The organism is Emticicia sp. 17c (assembly GCF_037153985.1).
Lineage (GTDB): Bacteria > Bacteroidota > Bacteroidia > Cytophagales > Spirosomataceae > Emticicia.
Window position 1 is genome coordinate 909752 of the sequence record NZ_JBBAYI010000001.1, and the last position, 17043, is coordinate 926794.

Annotated in this window: 10 protein-coding genes; 4 read left to right on the forward strand and 6 right to left on the reverse strand. The window is 39.2% G+C overall.

Annotated features, from left to right (window positions below):
• The first annotated feature begins 645 nt into the window (after positions 1-645).
• Both gltB and WAA15_RS03805 read left to right on the forward strand, forming a co-directional pair.
• Complete coding sequence (gltB, locus tag WAA15_RS03800) at positions 646-5211, forward strand: glutamate synthase large subunit (RefSeq protein WP_337041125.1); 4566 nt, start codon at positions 646-648, stop codon at positions 5209-5211.
• A 90-nt stretch (positions 5212-5301) separates the two neighbouring features.
• Positions 5302-6807 carry a glutamate synthase subunit beta gene (locus WAA15_RS03805; RefSeq protein ID WP_337041126.1) on the forward strand — a complete coding sequence of 502 codons (1506 nt, stop codon included), beginning with the start codon at positions 5302-5304 and terminating at the stop codon, positions 6805-6807.
• Positions 6808-6851: 44 nt separating this feature from the next.
• On the opposite strand, the gene WAA15_RS03810 is transcribed toward WAA15_RS03805, so the two are convergent.
• The 6 genes from WAA15_RS03810 to WAA15_RS03835 form a co-directional block, all read right to left on the reverse strand.
• Positions 6852-7805, reverse strand: coding sequence for a phosphoribosylaminoimidazolesuccinocarboxamide synthase (locus WAA15_RS03810; RefSeq protein ID WP_337041128.1), 954 nt, complete (start codon positions 7803-7805; stop codon positions 6852-6854).
• A 39-nt stretch (positions 7806-7844) separates the two neighbouring features.
• A complete protein-coding gene (locus WAA15_RS03815) occupies positions 7845-8498 on the reverse strand; it encodes a tetratricopeptide repeat protein (protein ID WP_337041129.1) in 654 nt (217 codons plus the stop codon).
• 23 nt (positions 8499-8521) lie between these two features.
• Positions 8522-9484 carry a vWA domain-containing protein gene (locus tag WAA15_RS03820; RefSeq protein ID WP_337041130.1) on the reverse strand — a complete coding sequence of 321 codons (963 nt, stop codon included), beginning with the start codon at positions 9482-9484 and terminating at the stop codon, positions 8522-8524.
• Between the two features lie 277 nt (positions 9485-9761).
• Positions 9762-10889 (reverse strand): flavin-containing monooxygenase, encoded by a 1128-nt coding sequence (locus tag WAA15_RS03825; protein ID WP_337041131.1) that lies wholly within the window; start codon positions 10887-10889, stop codon positions 9762-9764.
• Positions 10876-11493 carry an aminotransferase class IV gene (locus WAA15_RS03830; protein ID WP_337041132.1) on the reverse strand — a complete coding sequence of 206 codons (618 nt, stop codon included), beginning with the start codon at positions 11491-11493 and terminating at the stop codon, positions 10876-10878. The genes WAA15_RS03825 and WAA15_RS03830 overlap by 14 nt, the downstream gene beginning before the upstream one ends.
• Complete coding sequence (locus WAA15_RS03835; RefSeq protein WP_337041134.1) at positions 11477-12505, reverse strand: aminodeoxychorismate synthase component I; 1029 nt, start codon at positions 12503-12505, stop codon at positions 11477-11479. The genes WAA15_RS03830 and WAA15_RS03835 overlap by 17 nt, the downstream gene beginning before the upstream one ends.
• A gap of 120 nt (positions 12506-12625) precedes the next feature.
• On the opposite strand from WAA15_RS03835, the gene WAA15_RS03840 reads away from it, so the two are divergent.
• Both WAA15_RS03840 and WAA15_RS03845 read left to right on the forward strand, forming a co-directional pair.
• Entirely contained in the window at positions 12626-15691 is a 3066-nt protein-coding gene (locus WAA15_RS03840) for an amidohydrolase family protein (RefSeq protein ID WP_337041135.1), read from the forward strand.
• A gap of 39 nt (positions 15692-15730) precedes the next feature.
• Positions 15731-17035 (forward strand): amidohydrolase family protein, encoded by a 1305-nt coding sequence (locus tag WAA15_RS03845; protein WP_337041136.1) that lies wholly within the window; start codon positions 15731-15733, stop codon positions 17033-17035.
• Positions 17036-17043: the final 8 nt, after the last annotated feature.

Genomic DNA, 17043 nt, shown 5'->3' on the forward strand with positions numbered 1-17043 from the left:
TGATATGTGGAGCACAAAGGTAATTAATAAAATCCTGATTATCAAGCATTTGCCTTTTTTTCTTATTCGGAGCCTCCAAAACTGACGTTTTCAGACCTTCATTTTATGTAAAAAAACCATCGTTTTTTCATGCTCAACTTACAAAAAAAAGTGAAGATTATGTAATCTTTAGCCGCTGCTTTAGTTGTATTTTTTTGTTTCCAAAGAGCATATATACTTACCTAAAAAACATAAAATCAGGCACTGAATACCCCTTTAATAAATATGTTCAGTATTCGTACATACATACGGTTATCAATTTATTAATAAAATATGAAATCAATTAAATCAGGCAAAAAGTCTGTTTTTATAGCGAAGATTCGCTATCTTTATTAATTATTTAACTTGGGTTTCTTGTACTATTTCAACAATTATTGTATTATTCTGATAACAACTATTGCAAAAGCAAGTATTTTTAAAAAGATAAATAAAATTTGGTTTCAAAGTTGTTATGCCAAATAAATTTGGTATTATATTGCATTTTAATTGATGTATATACTTTATACATATAACATTTCAGAAGATTATTAGGCGGCAATATTCACGATTAAATCACAATTTATATAACCAGAGTACAATTTAAAACCCTATAAATTTTATCGCACGATGACTGAAACAGAACAAGTAATGGAACAAGGTCTATATCGTTCGGAATTCGAGCATGATGCCTGTGGTATTGGCTTTCGGGCTCACCTGAAAGGCAGAAGGTCTCACGGAATCGTCGCTGATGCAATCAAAATGCTTGAGCGTATGGATCACCGTGGTGCTTGCGGCTGTGACCCTAACACAGGTGACGGTGCAGGTATCTTATTGCAAATTCCTCATGAATTCTTTCTGGATGAATGTAATAAACTAAATTTTCAGTTACCACCTAGCGGTGAGTATGGCGTAGGTATGATTTTCTTTCCGATGAACGCCACAGAAAGAGAAGAATGCAGAGAAATACTTGACCGCAAGATTGAAAAACTTGGCCTTGAATTGCTAGGTTATAGGGTTGTACCAACCAAAGGTGACTGTCTGGGTGAAGGTTCAGGCTCTGTTGAACCTCATGTTGAACAAGTATTCATCAAGCGCCCATCTAGTATTACAGAAGAAATTGATTTCGAAAGAAAACTCTATATTCTTCGTCAATATGCTTCGCGTATTATTCGTGAGTCGGTAGCTGGAGCAAAAGAGCATTTCTATTTTTCGTCTCTTTCATGCCGTACTATTTCCTATAAAGGACAGCTTACTACCGAGCAACTAAAATATTATTTCCCTGATTTATGGAATGAGTCAGTAACGTCGGCATTTGCGGTAATACACTCGCGTTTCTCGACTAATACCTTTCCATCATGGAAATTAGCTCAGCCTTTCCGTTTTATTGCCCATAACGGTGAAATTAACACCGTAAAAGGAAATGTAAACTGGATTAGAGCCGGAGAAAAATCTTTTGTGTCGGAGTTTTTCACGAAAGAAGAAATGGATATGATTCTGCCCATCTGCGATGCTGGCAATTCAGATTCTGCTCAATTAGACAACGTTATTGAATTATTATATCTTTCGGGCCGCTCGCTACCACATGTAATGATGATGCTGATTCCAGAAGCATGGGATGGTAACGAACAAATGGACCCTGTTCGTAAAGCATTTTATGAGTATCATGCTGCCATTATGGAACCATGGGATGGCCCTGCGTCTATTTCATTTACCGATGGCAAAATGGTAGGAGCAACACTTGACCGTAACGGTCTGCGGCCGTCACGTTACTGGGTACTTGACGACGACACCGTTATTATGGCCTCAGAAGCCGGAGTACTTGACATTGATCAGGAAAAAGTAGTTTCTAAAGGACGACTTCAACCCGGAAAAATGTTTATCGTTGACATGGAACAAGGCCGTATAATTCCTGACGAAGAAGTTAAGGCTGATATTTGTTCACGCAAACCTTATCAGGAATGGCTTGACGAATACAAAATAAAAACTTCGGTTTTACCGAAATCAATTCGCCCATACCAAAATTATACCGAAGAAACGCTTCTGAAAAGACAAATTACTTTTGGCTTTACCTCAGAAGATTTACGGATGATTCTGGCTCCTATGTCGCAAACAGGTCAGGAAGCCATAGGCTCAATGGGTGTTGATACCCCATTGGCTATTTTATCAGACCAAAGCCAGCATTTATCTTATTACTTCAAGCAATTATTTGCACAGGTAACCAACCCTCCCATCGATTCTATCAGAGAGCGCGCTATCATGTCGTTGATTTCATTTGTAGGTTCAAATGAAAATATCCTGACAGAATCGCCACTCCATTGCCGGATGGTAGAACTGGAGCAACCTGTGTTAACAGTTGAAGAATTTGACAAACTTCGTTTTGTTGATTATAAAGGTTTTCAGGCGAAAACAATTAATACGTATTTCAATGCTAAAACCAAAGATATTGGGAAAGCATTAGAGTTTGCTTTAGAAAGAATATGCCGCTATGCAGAAGACGCTATTGTTGATGGATTTGAGATATTAATTCTTTCAGACAGAGCCATTGATTCTGATCACGCACCTATTCCGTCTTTATTAGCAACGGCAGCTATTCACCATCATCTAATCAAGAAAGGACTCAGAGGCAATGCAGGTATTCTGGTTGAAGCCGGAGATATATGGGAAACACACCACTTTGCTACCTTAATTGGTTTTGGAGCTTCGGCTATTTGCCCTTATATGGCATTTGAAACTCTTTCTTGGATGAACAAAAAAGGATTGATTGAAGGCGAAAACGAAGATTACAAACTTTACAAAAACTATATCAAGGCTGTAAACAAAGAGCTTTTAAAGATATTCTCTAAAATGGGTATCTCAACGCTTCAGTCTTATCAGGGTGCGCAAATATTTGAATGTATTGGTATCAATAAACAAGTAATTGATAAATACTTTACGGGAACTATCTCACGTATTGGCGGAATGGGCATTGCTGAAATTGCCAAAGAAGCCATTGTACGCCATAAGATAGCTTTTCCTGACGTGCCACAAGTATCTGTTCAACGTCTGGAGGTAGGCGGCGTTTATCAGTGGAAACAACGCGGCGAACGCCACATGTTTAACCCACAAAGTATTCACTTACTACAACAGTCGGGCAGAGTTGGAGAGAAAGATTTAGAAAAAGGGTATCAGATTTTCAAACAATACTCGAAACTTATTAACGACCAAAGCAAAGATGCTCTAACTATCAGAGGTTTGTTACGTTTCAAAAAAGGTAATCCGATTCCGCTAGAAGAAGTTGAGTCTGTTGAAAGCATCTTTAAACGCTTCGCCACAGGTGCCATGTCGTTCGGTTCAATTTCATGGGAGGCACATACTACCCTTGCCATTGCTATGAACCGCATCGGAGGCCGTTCAAATTCTGGCGAAGGCGGTGAAGACGAAATCCGTTACCAGCTTGATGAAAATGGCAATAACCTAAGTTCAAGTATCAAACAGGTTGCCTCTGGCCGTTTTGGTGTAACCAGCTACTACCTGACAAACGCCAAAGAATTACAAATTAAAATGGCACAAGGAGCTAAGCCTGGTGAAGGCGGACAGCTTCCGGGGCATAAAGTCGATGACTGGATTGGTCGCGTACGCCATAGTACACCGGGTGTAGGGCTTATTTCGCCACCACCACACCACGACATCTACTCGATTGAGGACTTAGCACAGCTAATATATGACCTTAAAAACTCGAACCGCGATGCCCGTATTTCAGTAAAACTCGTGTCAGAAGCAGGCGTAGGAACTGTTGCCACCGGTGTAGCCAAAGCACACTCAGATGTGATTCTGATAGCAGGGCATGACGGTGGAACCGGAGCATCTCCGTTGTCTTCAATCAGACACGCTGGTTTACCGTGGGAGCTTGGTTTGGCCGAAACACACCAGACACTGGTTAAAAATAAACTTCGTGGTAGAGTAACCGTACAAGCCGATGGCCAAATAAGAACTGGCCGTGACCTTGCAATTGCTGCTCTATTAGGTGCAGAAGAATTTGGTGTTGCTACCGCGGCACTGGTTTCGGTGGGTTGTATCATGATGCGTAAATGCCACCTGAATACCTGTCCGGTTGGAGTTGCAACGCAAAACAAAGAATTACGCGCCATGTTTAGCGGAAAACCTGAACATGTTGTAAATATGTTTACGTATCTGGCCAGAGAAATGCGTGAAATTATGGCAGAACTTGGTTTCCGCACAGTAAACGAAATGGTTGGGCAAGTACAGTTCCTTGAAAAACGTGATGATTTAACGCATTGGAAATACAAAAAAATTGACCTTTCAGGTATCCTTTATAAAGAGCCTACAACGCTTGATGTAGCTCAATATAAGCAAGAAGAGCAAGACCACGGTATTGCAAATGTACTTGACTGGCAAATGATTAAAGATGCGCAAGCAGCTATAAGCAGCAAAGAAGAAGTATCAGCCGAATATGATGTAAATAACCTCAACCGTAGTATTGGGGCTATGACATCGAACGAGATTTCAAAAGTATACAAAGGGGAAGGTCTACCTTATGGCACTGTACACTTCAAATATCGTGGTACAGCCGGCCAATCGTTTGGTGCTTTCTCGACCAAAGGATTGAAACTTGAATTGGAGGGTGATTCAAACGATTATTTCGGTAAAGGTCTTTGTGGAGCTGAACTCATTGTATATCCTGACAGAAAGGCTAAATTCAAAGCCGAAGAGAACATGATTATCGGGAACGTAGCCTTTTATGGTGCCACCTCGGGCGAAGCATACATCAGAGGTATGGCCGGTGAACGTTTTTGTGTAAGAAACTCAGGAGCAAAAGTAGTAGTTGAAGGTGTAGGTGACCATGGCTGTGAATATATGACCGGAGGGTTGGCTATTATCTTGGGTAAAACCGGAAGAAACTTTGCTGCAGGTATGAGTGGGGGGACTGCCTATATTTATGACAAAGAGGGTGATTTTGACTCGAAATGTAATAAAGAAATGGTTGGTTTAGAAAAACCAGACCAAGAAGATGCAGAAATGCTAAAAGCCTTTATTGAAAAACACCTGAAAGTAACAGGAAGCACAGTGGCGAAAGCTATTCTTGATAACTTCGATGAAGCAGTTAAAAACTTTATCAAAGTGATGCCAACTGATTATAAACGTGTGCTTCAAGAAAGAAAACAGAAAGCAGAAGCTGAAAAAGTTTTAGCATAAATTATGCTGAGTTTGAGAGGTAAAGTTAAAAGTTTTACCTCTCTGAGTCTTTAAGTTTTAACCTAAGATACACAAAATCATAATAAAAAAATGGGAAAACCAACCGGTTTTTTAGAGTTTGAACGTCAGGCATCTTTAAAGCGAGACGTACTCGAAAGAAAAAAAGATTATAACGAAGTTGAAACCAGTTATGATGCGAAGCAAACCCATGACCAAGCTGCTCGTTGTATGGATTGTGGCGTTCCGTTCTGTCATAATGGATGCCCGCTTGGTAATATTATTCCTGAATTTAATGATGCCGTTTGGGAAGAAAACTGGGAGTATGCCTACGAAATATTAAGTTCTACTAATAATTTCCCTGAATTTACAGGCAGAATTTGCCCTGCCCCTTGCGAGGCTGCCTGCGTTTTAGGTATTAATAAGCCACCTGTTGCCATAGAATATATTGAGAAATCAATCATTGAAAAAGCCTATGAAAATGGCTGGGTAAAACCTGTGGTTCCTAACAAAAGAACTGGTAAAAAGGTAGCTGTTGTGGGGTCGGGGCCGGCCGGACTTGCAGCCGCGGCTCAGTTAAACAAAGCAGGACACTGGGTAACAGTTTTTGAAAGAGCCGACGAAGTAGGTGGACTTTTACGATATGGTATTCCTGATTTTAAATTAGATAAATCGGTGGTACGCCGACGTGTGGAGGTAATGGAAGCCGAAGGAATCGTTTTTAAAACTAATGCAAATATTGGTGTAAATATTAAAGGCAGCGAATTATTGCGTGATTTTGACGCCATTGTTCTTGCTGGAGGCTCAACCGTTCCTAGAATGATTCCTATTAAAGGGCATGAGCTGAAAGGTATTTACCCCGCAATGGAATTCCTGAGCCAACAAAATAAGCGTGTGGCTAATATCGCATTAGTTACTGACCACAAAGGAGAAGCCTATGCCAATGGTGACTTGTTGGCTACCGGAAAAAATGTGGTAGTAATTGGCGGTGGAGATACTGGTTCTGACTGCGTAGGCACTTCAAATCGTCATGGAGCGAAAAGCATTACACAAGTTGAAGTAATGCCGGAGCCGTCACTTGATGATAAAAAACAACCTTATTACCAATACAGAGCCGAAACTACTCCATGGCCAAACTGGCCATTAACTAAGCGTACTTCTACTTCTCATGAAGAAGGATGCGAGCGTTTGTTCAGTATAAATGTAAAAGAGTTTGTTGGTGATGAGAACGGTAATCTGAAAGGCATTATCATTGCAGAGTCGGCTATTTTTAATGGCAACAGGGTTGAAATGAACGAAAGAGAAATTCCTTGTGAACTTGCTCTAATTGCCGCCGGATTCCTGAACCCTCAGCAAGATCTCCTCCAAGAGCTTGAGATTGAAGTTGACGAACGAAAAAATGTAAAAGCTCTTGAGTATCAGACAAACAAGGCAAAAGTATTTGCTGCCGGAGATATGCGCCGCGGACAATCTTTAGTTGTATGGGCTATTTCAGAAGGACGCGAATGTGCCAGAAAAGTTGACGAATATTTAATGGGGGCTTCATTACTGGAAGCAAAATCAGTTTCGATGATTAGCCCTGCCTACGTTGGCATATAATTAAACCAATTGTGCCACACCTGTGTGTGGCACAATTATTATTATCAATTTTTGTTGCTAAGATAAGCCTTGATGTTGTTTTCAATTCTTTGAATAATATCATCACTCTCTGATGGCTGAAATGCCTCTCCTACTACTTTCTCATAAAGTTCAATATAACGTTTCGATATTTCGGTTACTTTTTCATCGGTCATTTCTGGTACTACCTGCCCTTCTTTTCCCTGAAAATTGTTAGCAATTAGCCACTCCCTTACAAATTCTTTCGATAATTGTTTCTGAGGCAGCCCTTTCGATAGATTTTCTTCGTAAGTATCGGCATAAAAATACCTTGATGAATCGGGTGTATGAATTTCATCAATCAGGTAAATAACACCATTTCTTTCTCCAAACTCATATTTGGTATCAGCCAGAATAAGCCCTTTTTCAGCCGCCATAGCTGTACCTCTTTCAAACAATGCTAACGCATATTTTTCCAATTGAGCATATTTTTCTTCTGAGACCAAACCTCTTGCAATTATCTCTTCTCTCGAAATATCCTCATCATGCCCTTCATGAGCTTTTGTTGTGGGTGTAATAATAGGTGTCGGAAACTTCTGGTTCTCAATCATACCTTCGGGTAAAGCAACACCACATAAAGTTCTGAGACCACTTTTATAAGTACGCCACGCATGACCTACAAGATACCCTCTTACAACCATTTCGACAGGAAAAGTTTCGCATTTAACGCCTATTGAAACATTTGGGTCTGGGGTAGCCATTAGCCAGTTAGGTACAATATCTTTAGTAGCCAGAAGGAATTTTGAAGCAATCTGATTGAGCACTTGCCCTTTAGCAGGGATTGGACGCGGCAGAATTACATCAAAGGCAGAAATACGGTCAGAGGCAATCATGACCACCTTATCATTAAAATCGTATACATCTCTTACTTTACCACGGTAAAAGCCTGTTTGTCCTTCAAAGTTGAAATTCGTTTCCTTTACAACTGAATTTTTTGTCATACTTATTATTGAATAATTTACTTGATACGTTTGTTATATTTACCAGTCTTTATCGTTATTCTGGTTTTTCTTTCCATTATTTTTTCGAGGAGGCGAGTAATGCAACTCATTTGTTTTCATTGCTTCCAGAATCTGTAAAGCCTTCTCTTTACTCATTTTTTCAGGTACTGTCGATTCTAACTCATCCTTTTTTTCTTCCGACTGCTCGGTTTCAGTACTTTGCATTTCATTCTTTGTTGTCTGGTCAGGTGGCGGTGGAACCGGCGGTAGTTTTTTCTTTAATAGTTCAAAATTATAGCGAGCTACAAGGTTATTCGGGTTTTTCTGCAAGGCTTCTTTAAATAATTGCAGAGCTGTGAGGCTGTCTTTCATCATGGCATTAATTACACCTATTTGTATCAATGCACCTGTAAATATTTTTTCGTCACTTACTTTTAGTAGCCTCTTATACTCCTGCAAAGCCCTGAGCGTATCTTTTGTATAGAAATAGGTATGAGCCAGATTTAGACGGGCCTCTGGTTCGAGATTGAACGAAATATCAGCGAGAGTCTGGTATTTTTCCTTTGCTACAACATAGTTTTTTTTAAGAAAGGCTCTACCGGCTTCCATTTTCAACCTGTTTCTTTCTGAAACATTCGTCAGAGAACGAATATTCAGGAACAGAAGAATAATATAAAAAAACCAAGTATTCATGTCTGAGATATATGCTTGTATGCCTAAAGCTTAATTGTACGTATTGTTATTATAACGTCGATAATCATTAAAATCAAAGCCAGAAATACAAAGTAAAAATACTTATTGTTTGTAACTGTCATTTTTCGGGTATCAACCCAGTTATTTTCTAACTGTGAAACCTCCTTAAGCAAAGCCGAAACATCATTCACCTGATTCGACAATTGAAAATATTTTCCGTTTAGTACTTTCGTCAGTTTTTTAAGGTAATCGGCATCTAGTTTTGATACTACATCATTGCCTTCTTTGTCTTTTTTAAAGCCTACATTTTCTCTGATTTTACCACCTTGCGGAGTACCAACCCCTAAAGCCAGAAAATTAACTCTATTTTTCTTTAAATCCAGAATAACATCTGACTCAAGTTGCCCGAAATCTTCGCCGTCACTTACTAGGACAATTACCCTAGCCTTACGTGTAGGGGTATTTGAGCCATTAAATTTTGTTTGAATTAATTTCAATGCTTCGTTTAAATCGGTACCCGACTCTACAAATAAATCGCTACTTAGCTTCTGAATAAACAGTTTTAGGGCATCGCGGTCATAAGTTAAAGGGGTATGTACATAAGCATAGGAAGAGAAAACCACAATGCCCACGCGGTCAGACTTTAAAGCATTCAGGTTTTTTACTAGCTCAAATTTTACTTTTTCCAAGCGGGTTGGTTCAATATCAATGGCATCCATCGAGCGCGAAACATCAAAAGCAAAATATACGTCTTTGCCTGTGGCTTGTGCCTCCATTTCATTTACTCCGAAACTTGGCCCCAGTAGCCCGATGATACAAAGCCCAAGATATACACTTCTGATAAAAAACTTTATAACAACCGACCGTGAGGATGTACCCAGACGCGAAGCTATGAGGTATGTACGTATGAAATATACCACATACACTAAAAGGAATATCCCGATGAAAACGTATTCAACAATAGTGAGAGGTTTAATCCAATTCATACTTTAAAATTATATTTCCTTAGTTTCCCTCTCAACAAAAAATTTGCTCTTTGTGAAAAGTACACAAAAATGCAATTAAATTATAAGAATTGATTATGAAAAGACTTAAAAAAGTTTTCACACTGCTGCTAACGCTTAGCATAAGTATTGCCATTTCATTACTGACAGGCTCACTTTTAATTCAACTATTTCCATCACAGGGAAACCATGCAGTACGTTTTTTTCTGATGAAAAAACTGTGCAGCATAGCCTACTTTCGATAAAATAACTTTAGATTTTATTTACTTCGTTTCTGAATCTGTTTCACTATTTTCTCGGAGCTTATATCAATATCTCTCAGAATACCCGTAAGTGGCAAGTTGAAACCCAAGAAAAATAGCCCTTCATAAGCCTCTTCGTCGAACCACATTTCCTTAGGGTAACCTCTTTCATTAAGCAATGGAGCAACATTTTCAATAATTTCTTCAAGCTTAGCCGTATAACCCGTAGCCAGTATTAGGGCATCTATCTGAATAGTTTCGCCATTTTTAAATATCACCTCATGTGCTGTTAATGAAGCAATATCGGGCATTACCTGAATATTTTTTGCTTTAATCTGGGCCAGTGTTCCTACATCAATGACAGATACTTTCCCTAATTTCCGCAGTTGCTCTGATGGAGCTAAGGGAGAAATAGGAATACCTGTGCCTTCCATTGCACCCATCGACATTTTTTTGAATATTTTTGCCACAAAATCATAAAAGACATTGCCAAACCGAATCAGAAAAATAGCCATGCTCTGGGTTGAACGCCCTTTTAATTCACGCTTGACAATATTAACCGGATTTCGGATAGATACAAATGTTTTGGCTCCATTTTCGTATAAATCAAGTGCTATTTCGGCTCCTGAGTTTCCATAGCCCACTACTAAAACACTTTTGCCTTGATAAGATTTACCATTTTTATAGTATTGAGAATGTAATATTTCACCCTTAAAAATGTCTTGACCTTTCAATACGGGTATTTTTGCTACTCGGTTATAACCAGTTGCAACAATTACATTTTTGGCCTCATAGCAAGTATCCTGTGTTTGTATCTTCCACAGCTGACCTTCACGCTTAACAGAAACTACCTGCTGATTATAAATGGGCTTTATATCGAATAGCTGGCAATAAGAATCCAGATACTCGATGTATTGTTTTTTAGGGATAAACGTAGGGTAATGTGCCGGAAATGGCAAATGTGGAAGGGCCGAATATTTTTTATCTGTATGCAAATGAAGTCGGTCATAGTGGTTTCGCCATGTATTACCGTGTGTGTCTGTTTGCTCCAGAATCTCGAACGGTAGACCTAGCTTTCTGAGCCGACCTGCAATGGCTAGCCCTGACGGCCCTGCTCCGATAATAAGGTTTTCAATGAATGCCATGAACTATGAGCTGGTTATTACTGAACGTAAAATCATATATTATATTAAAGTCTCTCATTGCATTTATGAGGGCAAATTGCCTAAAGTATTTTAGGTCATGAGTTGTAATGGCTTTTTCGACCAATAATTGTTTATCAATTAGATATTGTCTTCTGGTTCCTTTTAGTAAAGGAGTGGCTGGAGTAACCCATTGGTTGCCATCAGAAAAAGCCAGATTAGCAAAAGTAGCGTCAGTCAGGTAATTATTGTGTGTAATTATCACGTCGTCGGCCCAGGGGTGCTGGGCTAATAGTTCCTGAAACTGGCTTCTATCTTCAAATTTGTAATGATAACTCACCAAAGGGTTTTCGACAAGCTGAATCAATGACGGATGCTTAGCTTCATAAGGGAAAAACGCTATTTTATCAATTTTTTCCTTGTAGCTAACTCTACATCGGTACAAGCCCTCTCCTATTTCGTCAGGTAGCCGAATTGCAGTTTCCAAATCAATTGCCTTTTCAATTCCGAGTAAATCTTTCTGGCTTTGTGCCATGCGCTCACTGTGGTACCAGAGGTTATGTAACTGTCGGTTTTGTAGCCGGATAGTTTCAAACAATAGGGACATATATTTTCTGAATCATTTCTTCATACTCTTTTTCTGCGAGGCTATTTGATGTAATACCGCCGCCGCTCTTAAACGTCAGGTTTCCGTCAGGATACTGTTCAATAAACCGAATCATTACCCCACTATCAAGTGTTTTACCATTAAAAACGCCAAAAATACCTGTATAGAAACCCCTTTCATTGGTTTTTCCGAGTGTACTAAGATACGTATTTTGCTCGGCATTTTTAATTATTTGCAGAGTCTTTTGTTTAGGAGCTCCTGAGATTGAGCCAGCCGGAAGCATTCCAAAGAGGATTTCGCCCAGATTATCCCGCCAGTTGTCAGGCAATAAGGCACTAATCTGCGAACTTAATTGTAGGAGTTCTCGGCCATCCTGTGTCCTGATTTTATCAGTATACCTGAATTTTTCAACCCATACTTTATCAGCCACACTACTTACATCGTTTCTGATTAAATCAACAATGGTAGTATGCTCATAAAATTCCTTTTCATCCTTCATGAGTTTTTCCTCGGCCTCAGGCAACGAGGCATCAATCGTACCTTTCATCGGAAAAGAAGAAAGTTTACCAGTTTCATCAATCTGAATAAATATTTCTGGTGAAAAACACACAAACGAGTCTTTAACCCAGAGTTTATATTTTGCCTGACTTAGTTCAAAAACATCAAGCAGGTTCAGGTTTAGCCTGATTGGCGTTTCACAAGTCAGATTAGTAAGAAAACTATTTCCCTGAATGATATTTTGCTGTACATAATCAAACGCTTCTTTGTATTGTACAAAAGTGATGGGGTGTTTTTCAAGCACAATATCGGCAGGAGATTTAACAATTTGAGTGGTATGGCTACTTATATTATTTATGCCGTTAATCCAGTATTTTATTTCTGTGTGGTTTATGTCGCTCAAAGGCTCTACGATGCAATTATCTCCCTGAAAGTCAATTATGAATAAAAAGGGGATTCCTTCCGACGAAAAAAAATTAATTTTTGAGATTGCTCTCTGTCTATTGATTTTCACTTTTAAGAGCGTTTTTATAACATTTAGACGATAATCAATGCAAAAGTATTAATAGTTTTGTTTATTAAGGTAAAATTATCAATTTCGCAATATCATTAACCAAACATCACAAACCTATCCATGAAAAAAATTCTTCTCAGTTTTTTCATTTTATTCATCAACATTCAAGCATTTTCGCAAGTAACTTTCCCGCGTAATGGTGTTTATGATGAGCGTCCGGCGCAATACGCTTTTAAAAATGCCACTATTGTAGTTGATGCCCAAACCGTACTGGACAACGCCATGATTTACATCAAAAACGGCGTTATTGAGGCGGTTGGCAAAGATTTAAAAATCCCTAACGGAACCGTAGTTTATGACCTGAAAGGTAAAAGAATTTATCCGGGTCTGATTGACATCTACTCTGACTACGGTATGCCAGAAATTGTACGCCCACAAGGTGGTCGTGGCTTTGGTGGCCCTGCCCAATTAGAAAGTAACAAAAAAGGGGCTTACGACTGGAACCAAGCCGTAAAACCTGAGATAGATGCAGCCAAAGAATTTAAAGCTAACGCCCAAAAAGCCGAAGAAATGAGGAAAATCGGTTTCGGTGTGGCTTCGGTGCATATTGCTGATGGTATTGTAAGAGGCACTGGTGCATTGGTGGCTCTTGGTGATGGTAAAGAAAATGAACTTTTAATTAAAGAAAAATCTTCGGCTCATTACTCATTAAGCAAAGGTACTTCAACCCAAACGTATCCGGTTTCGATGATGGGGTCAGTAGCTTTGTTACGCCAAACCTATTATGATGCTGACTGGTATAAAAAAGGTGGAAATAAAGAAGAAAGAAACCTTTCGCTTGAGGCCTTCAATGCTATGCAGGCATTACCACAGATTTATGAAGCCAATGATAAACTAGGTGTTTTGAGAGGTGATAAAATTGGAAAAGAATTTGGAATCCAATACATTTTTAAAGGTATTGGTGATGAGTACCAACGTATCGATGAAATAAAAGCTACGAATGGCTCTTTGATTTTACCTTTAAACTTTCCTTCTGCTTATGATGTAGAAGACCCATTCGATGCCGCACAGGTTTCATTAACTGAAATGAAACACTGGGAGTTAGCCCCTTTTAATGCCGGAATGCTAGCGAAAGCCGGAATAAACTTTGCTTTTACTACCAATTCTCTTCGTAATAAAACCGAGTTCTGGGCAAACATTCGTAAAGCTATCGAGAGTGGCTTGCCAGAAAGCAAAGCACTTGAAGCCTTAACTACCACGCCTGCCAAATTATTAAAAGTAGATAACGTGTTAGGTAGCCTTAAAAAAGGCATGATGGCTAACTTTATTATTACGTCTGACAACCTTTTCAGCAAAGACAATGTCATTTATGAAAACTGGATTCAGGGTAAAAGATATATTATCAGCGACATGAACGTAACTGATGTAAGAGGTGTGTATGATTTAACAGTAGGAGAAAAAACAGGCTTAAAACTAAATATTTCAGGCAAAATTGATAAACCTGAGTATCAGGTAATTGTGAATGACTCTATCAAAATTACTCCTAAAGTTAGTCGTACGTCAGATTTGTTTACAATTAGTACTAAACTTGAAAGAAGAGATGCCAACGATACTCGCCTGAGTGGTTATTACGATGGCAAAAATATTAAAGGTGAAGGGGTTTTACCTGATGGTAAACAAGTGAAATGGTCGGCTATTTATAAAGAAGCCGCTAAAGACAACACCAAAAAAGACTCTACGAAAGCTAAAACGCCAGAAGCAGGCAAAGTTCTTTTCCCGTTCACGGCTTATGGTAGCGAAACCAAACCTCAGCAAGAAACCATGCTGATTAAAAATGCTACGGTCTGGACAAACGAAAAAGAAGGCATCGTTCAGAATACCGACGTATTGTTACAAAATGGCAAAATTGCACAAGTTGGTAAAAACCTAGCGGCTCCGGCAGGTGCGAAAGTAATTGACGGAACAGGTAAACACCTAACCAACGGTATTTTTGACGAACACTCACATATTGCATTAATATCAATCAACGAGGTACAAAGCGTTTCAGCTGAAGTTCGTCAGGAAGACGTAGTAAACTCGGAAGACATCAATATCTATCGCCAGTTAGCTGGTGGGGTTACTTCTTCGCAGTTGTTACATGGTTCGGCTGACTGTATTGGTGGTCAATCGGCATTAATCAAATTGAAATGGGGCGAAAACCCTAACAATCTCCTCATTAAAGGTGCCGATGGATTTATTAAATTTGCCTTGGGCGAAAACGTAAAACAAGGCAACAGTGCTTCGGCTACTACGCGTTTTCCTGCTACCAGAATGGGTGTTGAACAAATCTATATGGATGCATTCCAGAGAGCCAAAGAATATGAAAAAGCATGGAAAGACTATAACGCACTTGCTAACAAAAATGGTGTAACGCCTCCAAGAAGAGACCTTGAGCTAGATGCGCTGGTTGAAATCCTAAACAAAAAACGTTTCATTACTTGTCACTCTTACGTTCAGTCTGAAATTAATATGATGATGAAAGTGGCCGAAACTTTCAACTTCAATATCAATACCTTTACGCACATTCTGGAAGGTTATAAACTAGCCGACAAAATGAAAGCACACGGAGTAAATGCTTCGACGTTCTCTGACTGGTGGGCTTATAAAATGGAAGTTAAAGAGGCCATTCCTTACAATGCGTCTATCCTGAATAAAATGGGTGTTAATACTGCTATTAACTCTGATGACGCAGAAATGGCACGCCGCCTGAATCAGGAAGCTGCTAAAACAGTATTGTACGGTGGCGTAACCGAAGAAGACGCATGGAAAATGGTAACTCTTAACCCTGCAAGAATGCTGCATCTGGACAACCGCCTAGGAAGTATCAAGGTAGGTAAAGATGCTGACGTTGTACTTTGGAACAACAATCCACTATCGATTTATGCACGTCCTGAAAAAACTATCATTGACGGAACTGTTTATTTTGATGTTGAAAAAGACGACCAAATGCGCCAATCGGTAGCAAAAGAGCGTAACAGATTAATGTTAAAAATGTTGGCCGAAAAATCAGGTGGTGCTCCTACTCAAAGACCTGCGCCGCGTCGTAATCTTCAAATCCATTGTGATACCATTATGGAAATGGGTGTTACAGAAAATCGTGGAGAATCAAGCGAGATGATGGATTCAAACCTTATCAACAAAGATTAAGCATTAATAAAAGCATTTAATTAAAATAAGACTTTCAAAATGAAAAAATATATAACAGTTCTTGGTTTAGCACTTCTAAGTTTTTGGGGAAAGGCTCAAAATCAAGCTCCTGCTCAACCTCAGACCAAACCTATTGCCTTGGTTGGCGGCACAATCCATGTAGGTGATGGCAGAATTATTCAGAATGGTACCATCGTCTTCGACAAAGGTATTATTACAGCCGTTGGCGATGCTTCAACCAATTTTGACAAAGCCAATACCGAAGTAATTAATGTAAGTGGCAAATCGGTTTATCCTAGTCTTATTGCTCCTTCTGCTTTGGCAGGTCTTGTGGAAATTGCCTCTGTAAGAGCAACTTTAGATAATCAGGAAACTGGTCAGTTTAACCCGCATGTAAGAGCCTTAATTGCCCATAATACCGACTCAGAAGTAATACCAACAATTCGTGGAAATGGTATTTTAATCGGGCAAAGTACCCCTGAGGGAGGCATTATTTCTGGAACCTCTGCTATTATGGAATACGACGGTTGGAACTGGGAAGATGCCGCGCTTAAAAAAGATGATGGCATCTGGTTAAATTATCCGGCTTTGGTAACACGCCAGTTCAGTTTTGAAGAAATGAAGTTTGCCATCAAGAAAAACGACAAGTATATTCAGCAAAAAAATGAGCTGGAGCAACTTTTCTCAGAAGGGCTGGCTTACTCAGAAATAAGCAACCCTAACCCTAAAAATGCCCCACTAGAGGCTATGAAGGGTTTATACGATGGCTCAAAACAATTGTTTGTCCGTGTAAATAATGGCAAAGAAATTGTTGAAGCCGTTAAACTTGCTCAGAAATACAAAATTCAGAAAATTGTAATTGTAGGTGGTGAAGAAGCAGAACTAGCCATTGATTTTCTGAAAGAAAATAACATTCCGGTAATTGTAAATGGTACTCACCGTTTGCCAAATACAGTAGATGAAGATGTATGGAATCCTTACAAATTACCCGGTATTCTGATGAAAGGCGGAGTAACCGTTGGTATGTATTATACTGAAGAATTCTGGCGTACCAGAAACCTACCTTTTGTAGCCGGTACAGCCGCTGCTTTCGGAATGGGTCAGGAAGATGCCTTGAAAATGATTACTTTGAACAATGCCAAAATTCTAGGAATCGATAAACAAGTAGGTTCGCTTGAAGTTGGTAAGCATGCAACCATTGTAGTTTCAGCAGGCGATATTCTGGATATGCGCACCAGTAAAGTTGAACATGCGTTCATCAGAGGCAAAAAAGTTGACCTTGATGATAAACAAAAAAGACTTTACAAAAAATATGTGAACAAATATGGCCTGACAGATAAATAAGCCAGTTA

Excerpts from the sequence above, each read along its gene's own strand:
- WAA15_RS03805 (WP_337041126.1), top strand. The coding sequence starts at position 5,302 with ATGGGAAAACCAACCGGTTTTTTAGAGTTTGAACGTCAGGCATCTTTA.
- WAA15_RS03825 (WP_337041131.1), bottom strand. The coding sequence starts at position 10,889 with ATGGCATTCATTGAAAACCTTATTATCGGAGCAGGGCCGTCAGGGCTA.
- WAA15_RS03830 (WP_337041132.1), bottom strand. The coding sequence starts at position 11,493 with ATGTCCCTATTGTTTGAAACTATCCGGCTACAAAACCGACAGTTACAT.
- WAA15_RS03810 (WP_337041128.1), bottom strand. The coding sequence starts at position 7,805 with ATGACAAAAAATTCAGTTGTAAAGGAAACGAATTTCAACTTTGAAGGA.
- WAA15_RS03840 (WP_337041135.1), top strand. The coding sequence starts at position 12,626 with ATGAAAAAAATTCTTCTCAGTTTTTTCATTTTATTCATCAACATTCAA.
- WAA15_RS03845 (WP_337041136.1), top strand. The coding sequence starts at position 15,731 with ATGAAAAAATATATAACAGTTCTTGGTTTAGCACTTCTAAGTTTTTGG.
- gltB (WP_337041125.1), top strand. The coding sequence starts at position 646 with ATGACTGAAACAGAACAAGTAATGGAACAAGGTCTATATCGTTCGGAA.
- WAA15_RS03820 (WP_337041130.1), bottom strand. The coding sequence starts at position 9,484 with ATGAATTGGATTAAACCTCTCACTATTGTTGAATACGTTTTCATCGGG.
- WAA15_RS03815 (WP_337041129.1), bottom strand. The coding sequence starts at position 8,498 with ATGAATACTTGGTTTTTTTATATTATTCTTCTGTTCCTGAATATTCGT.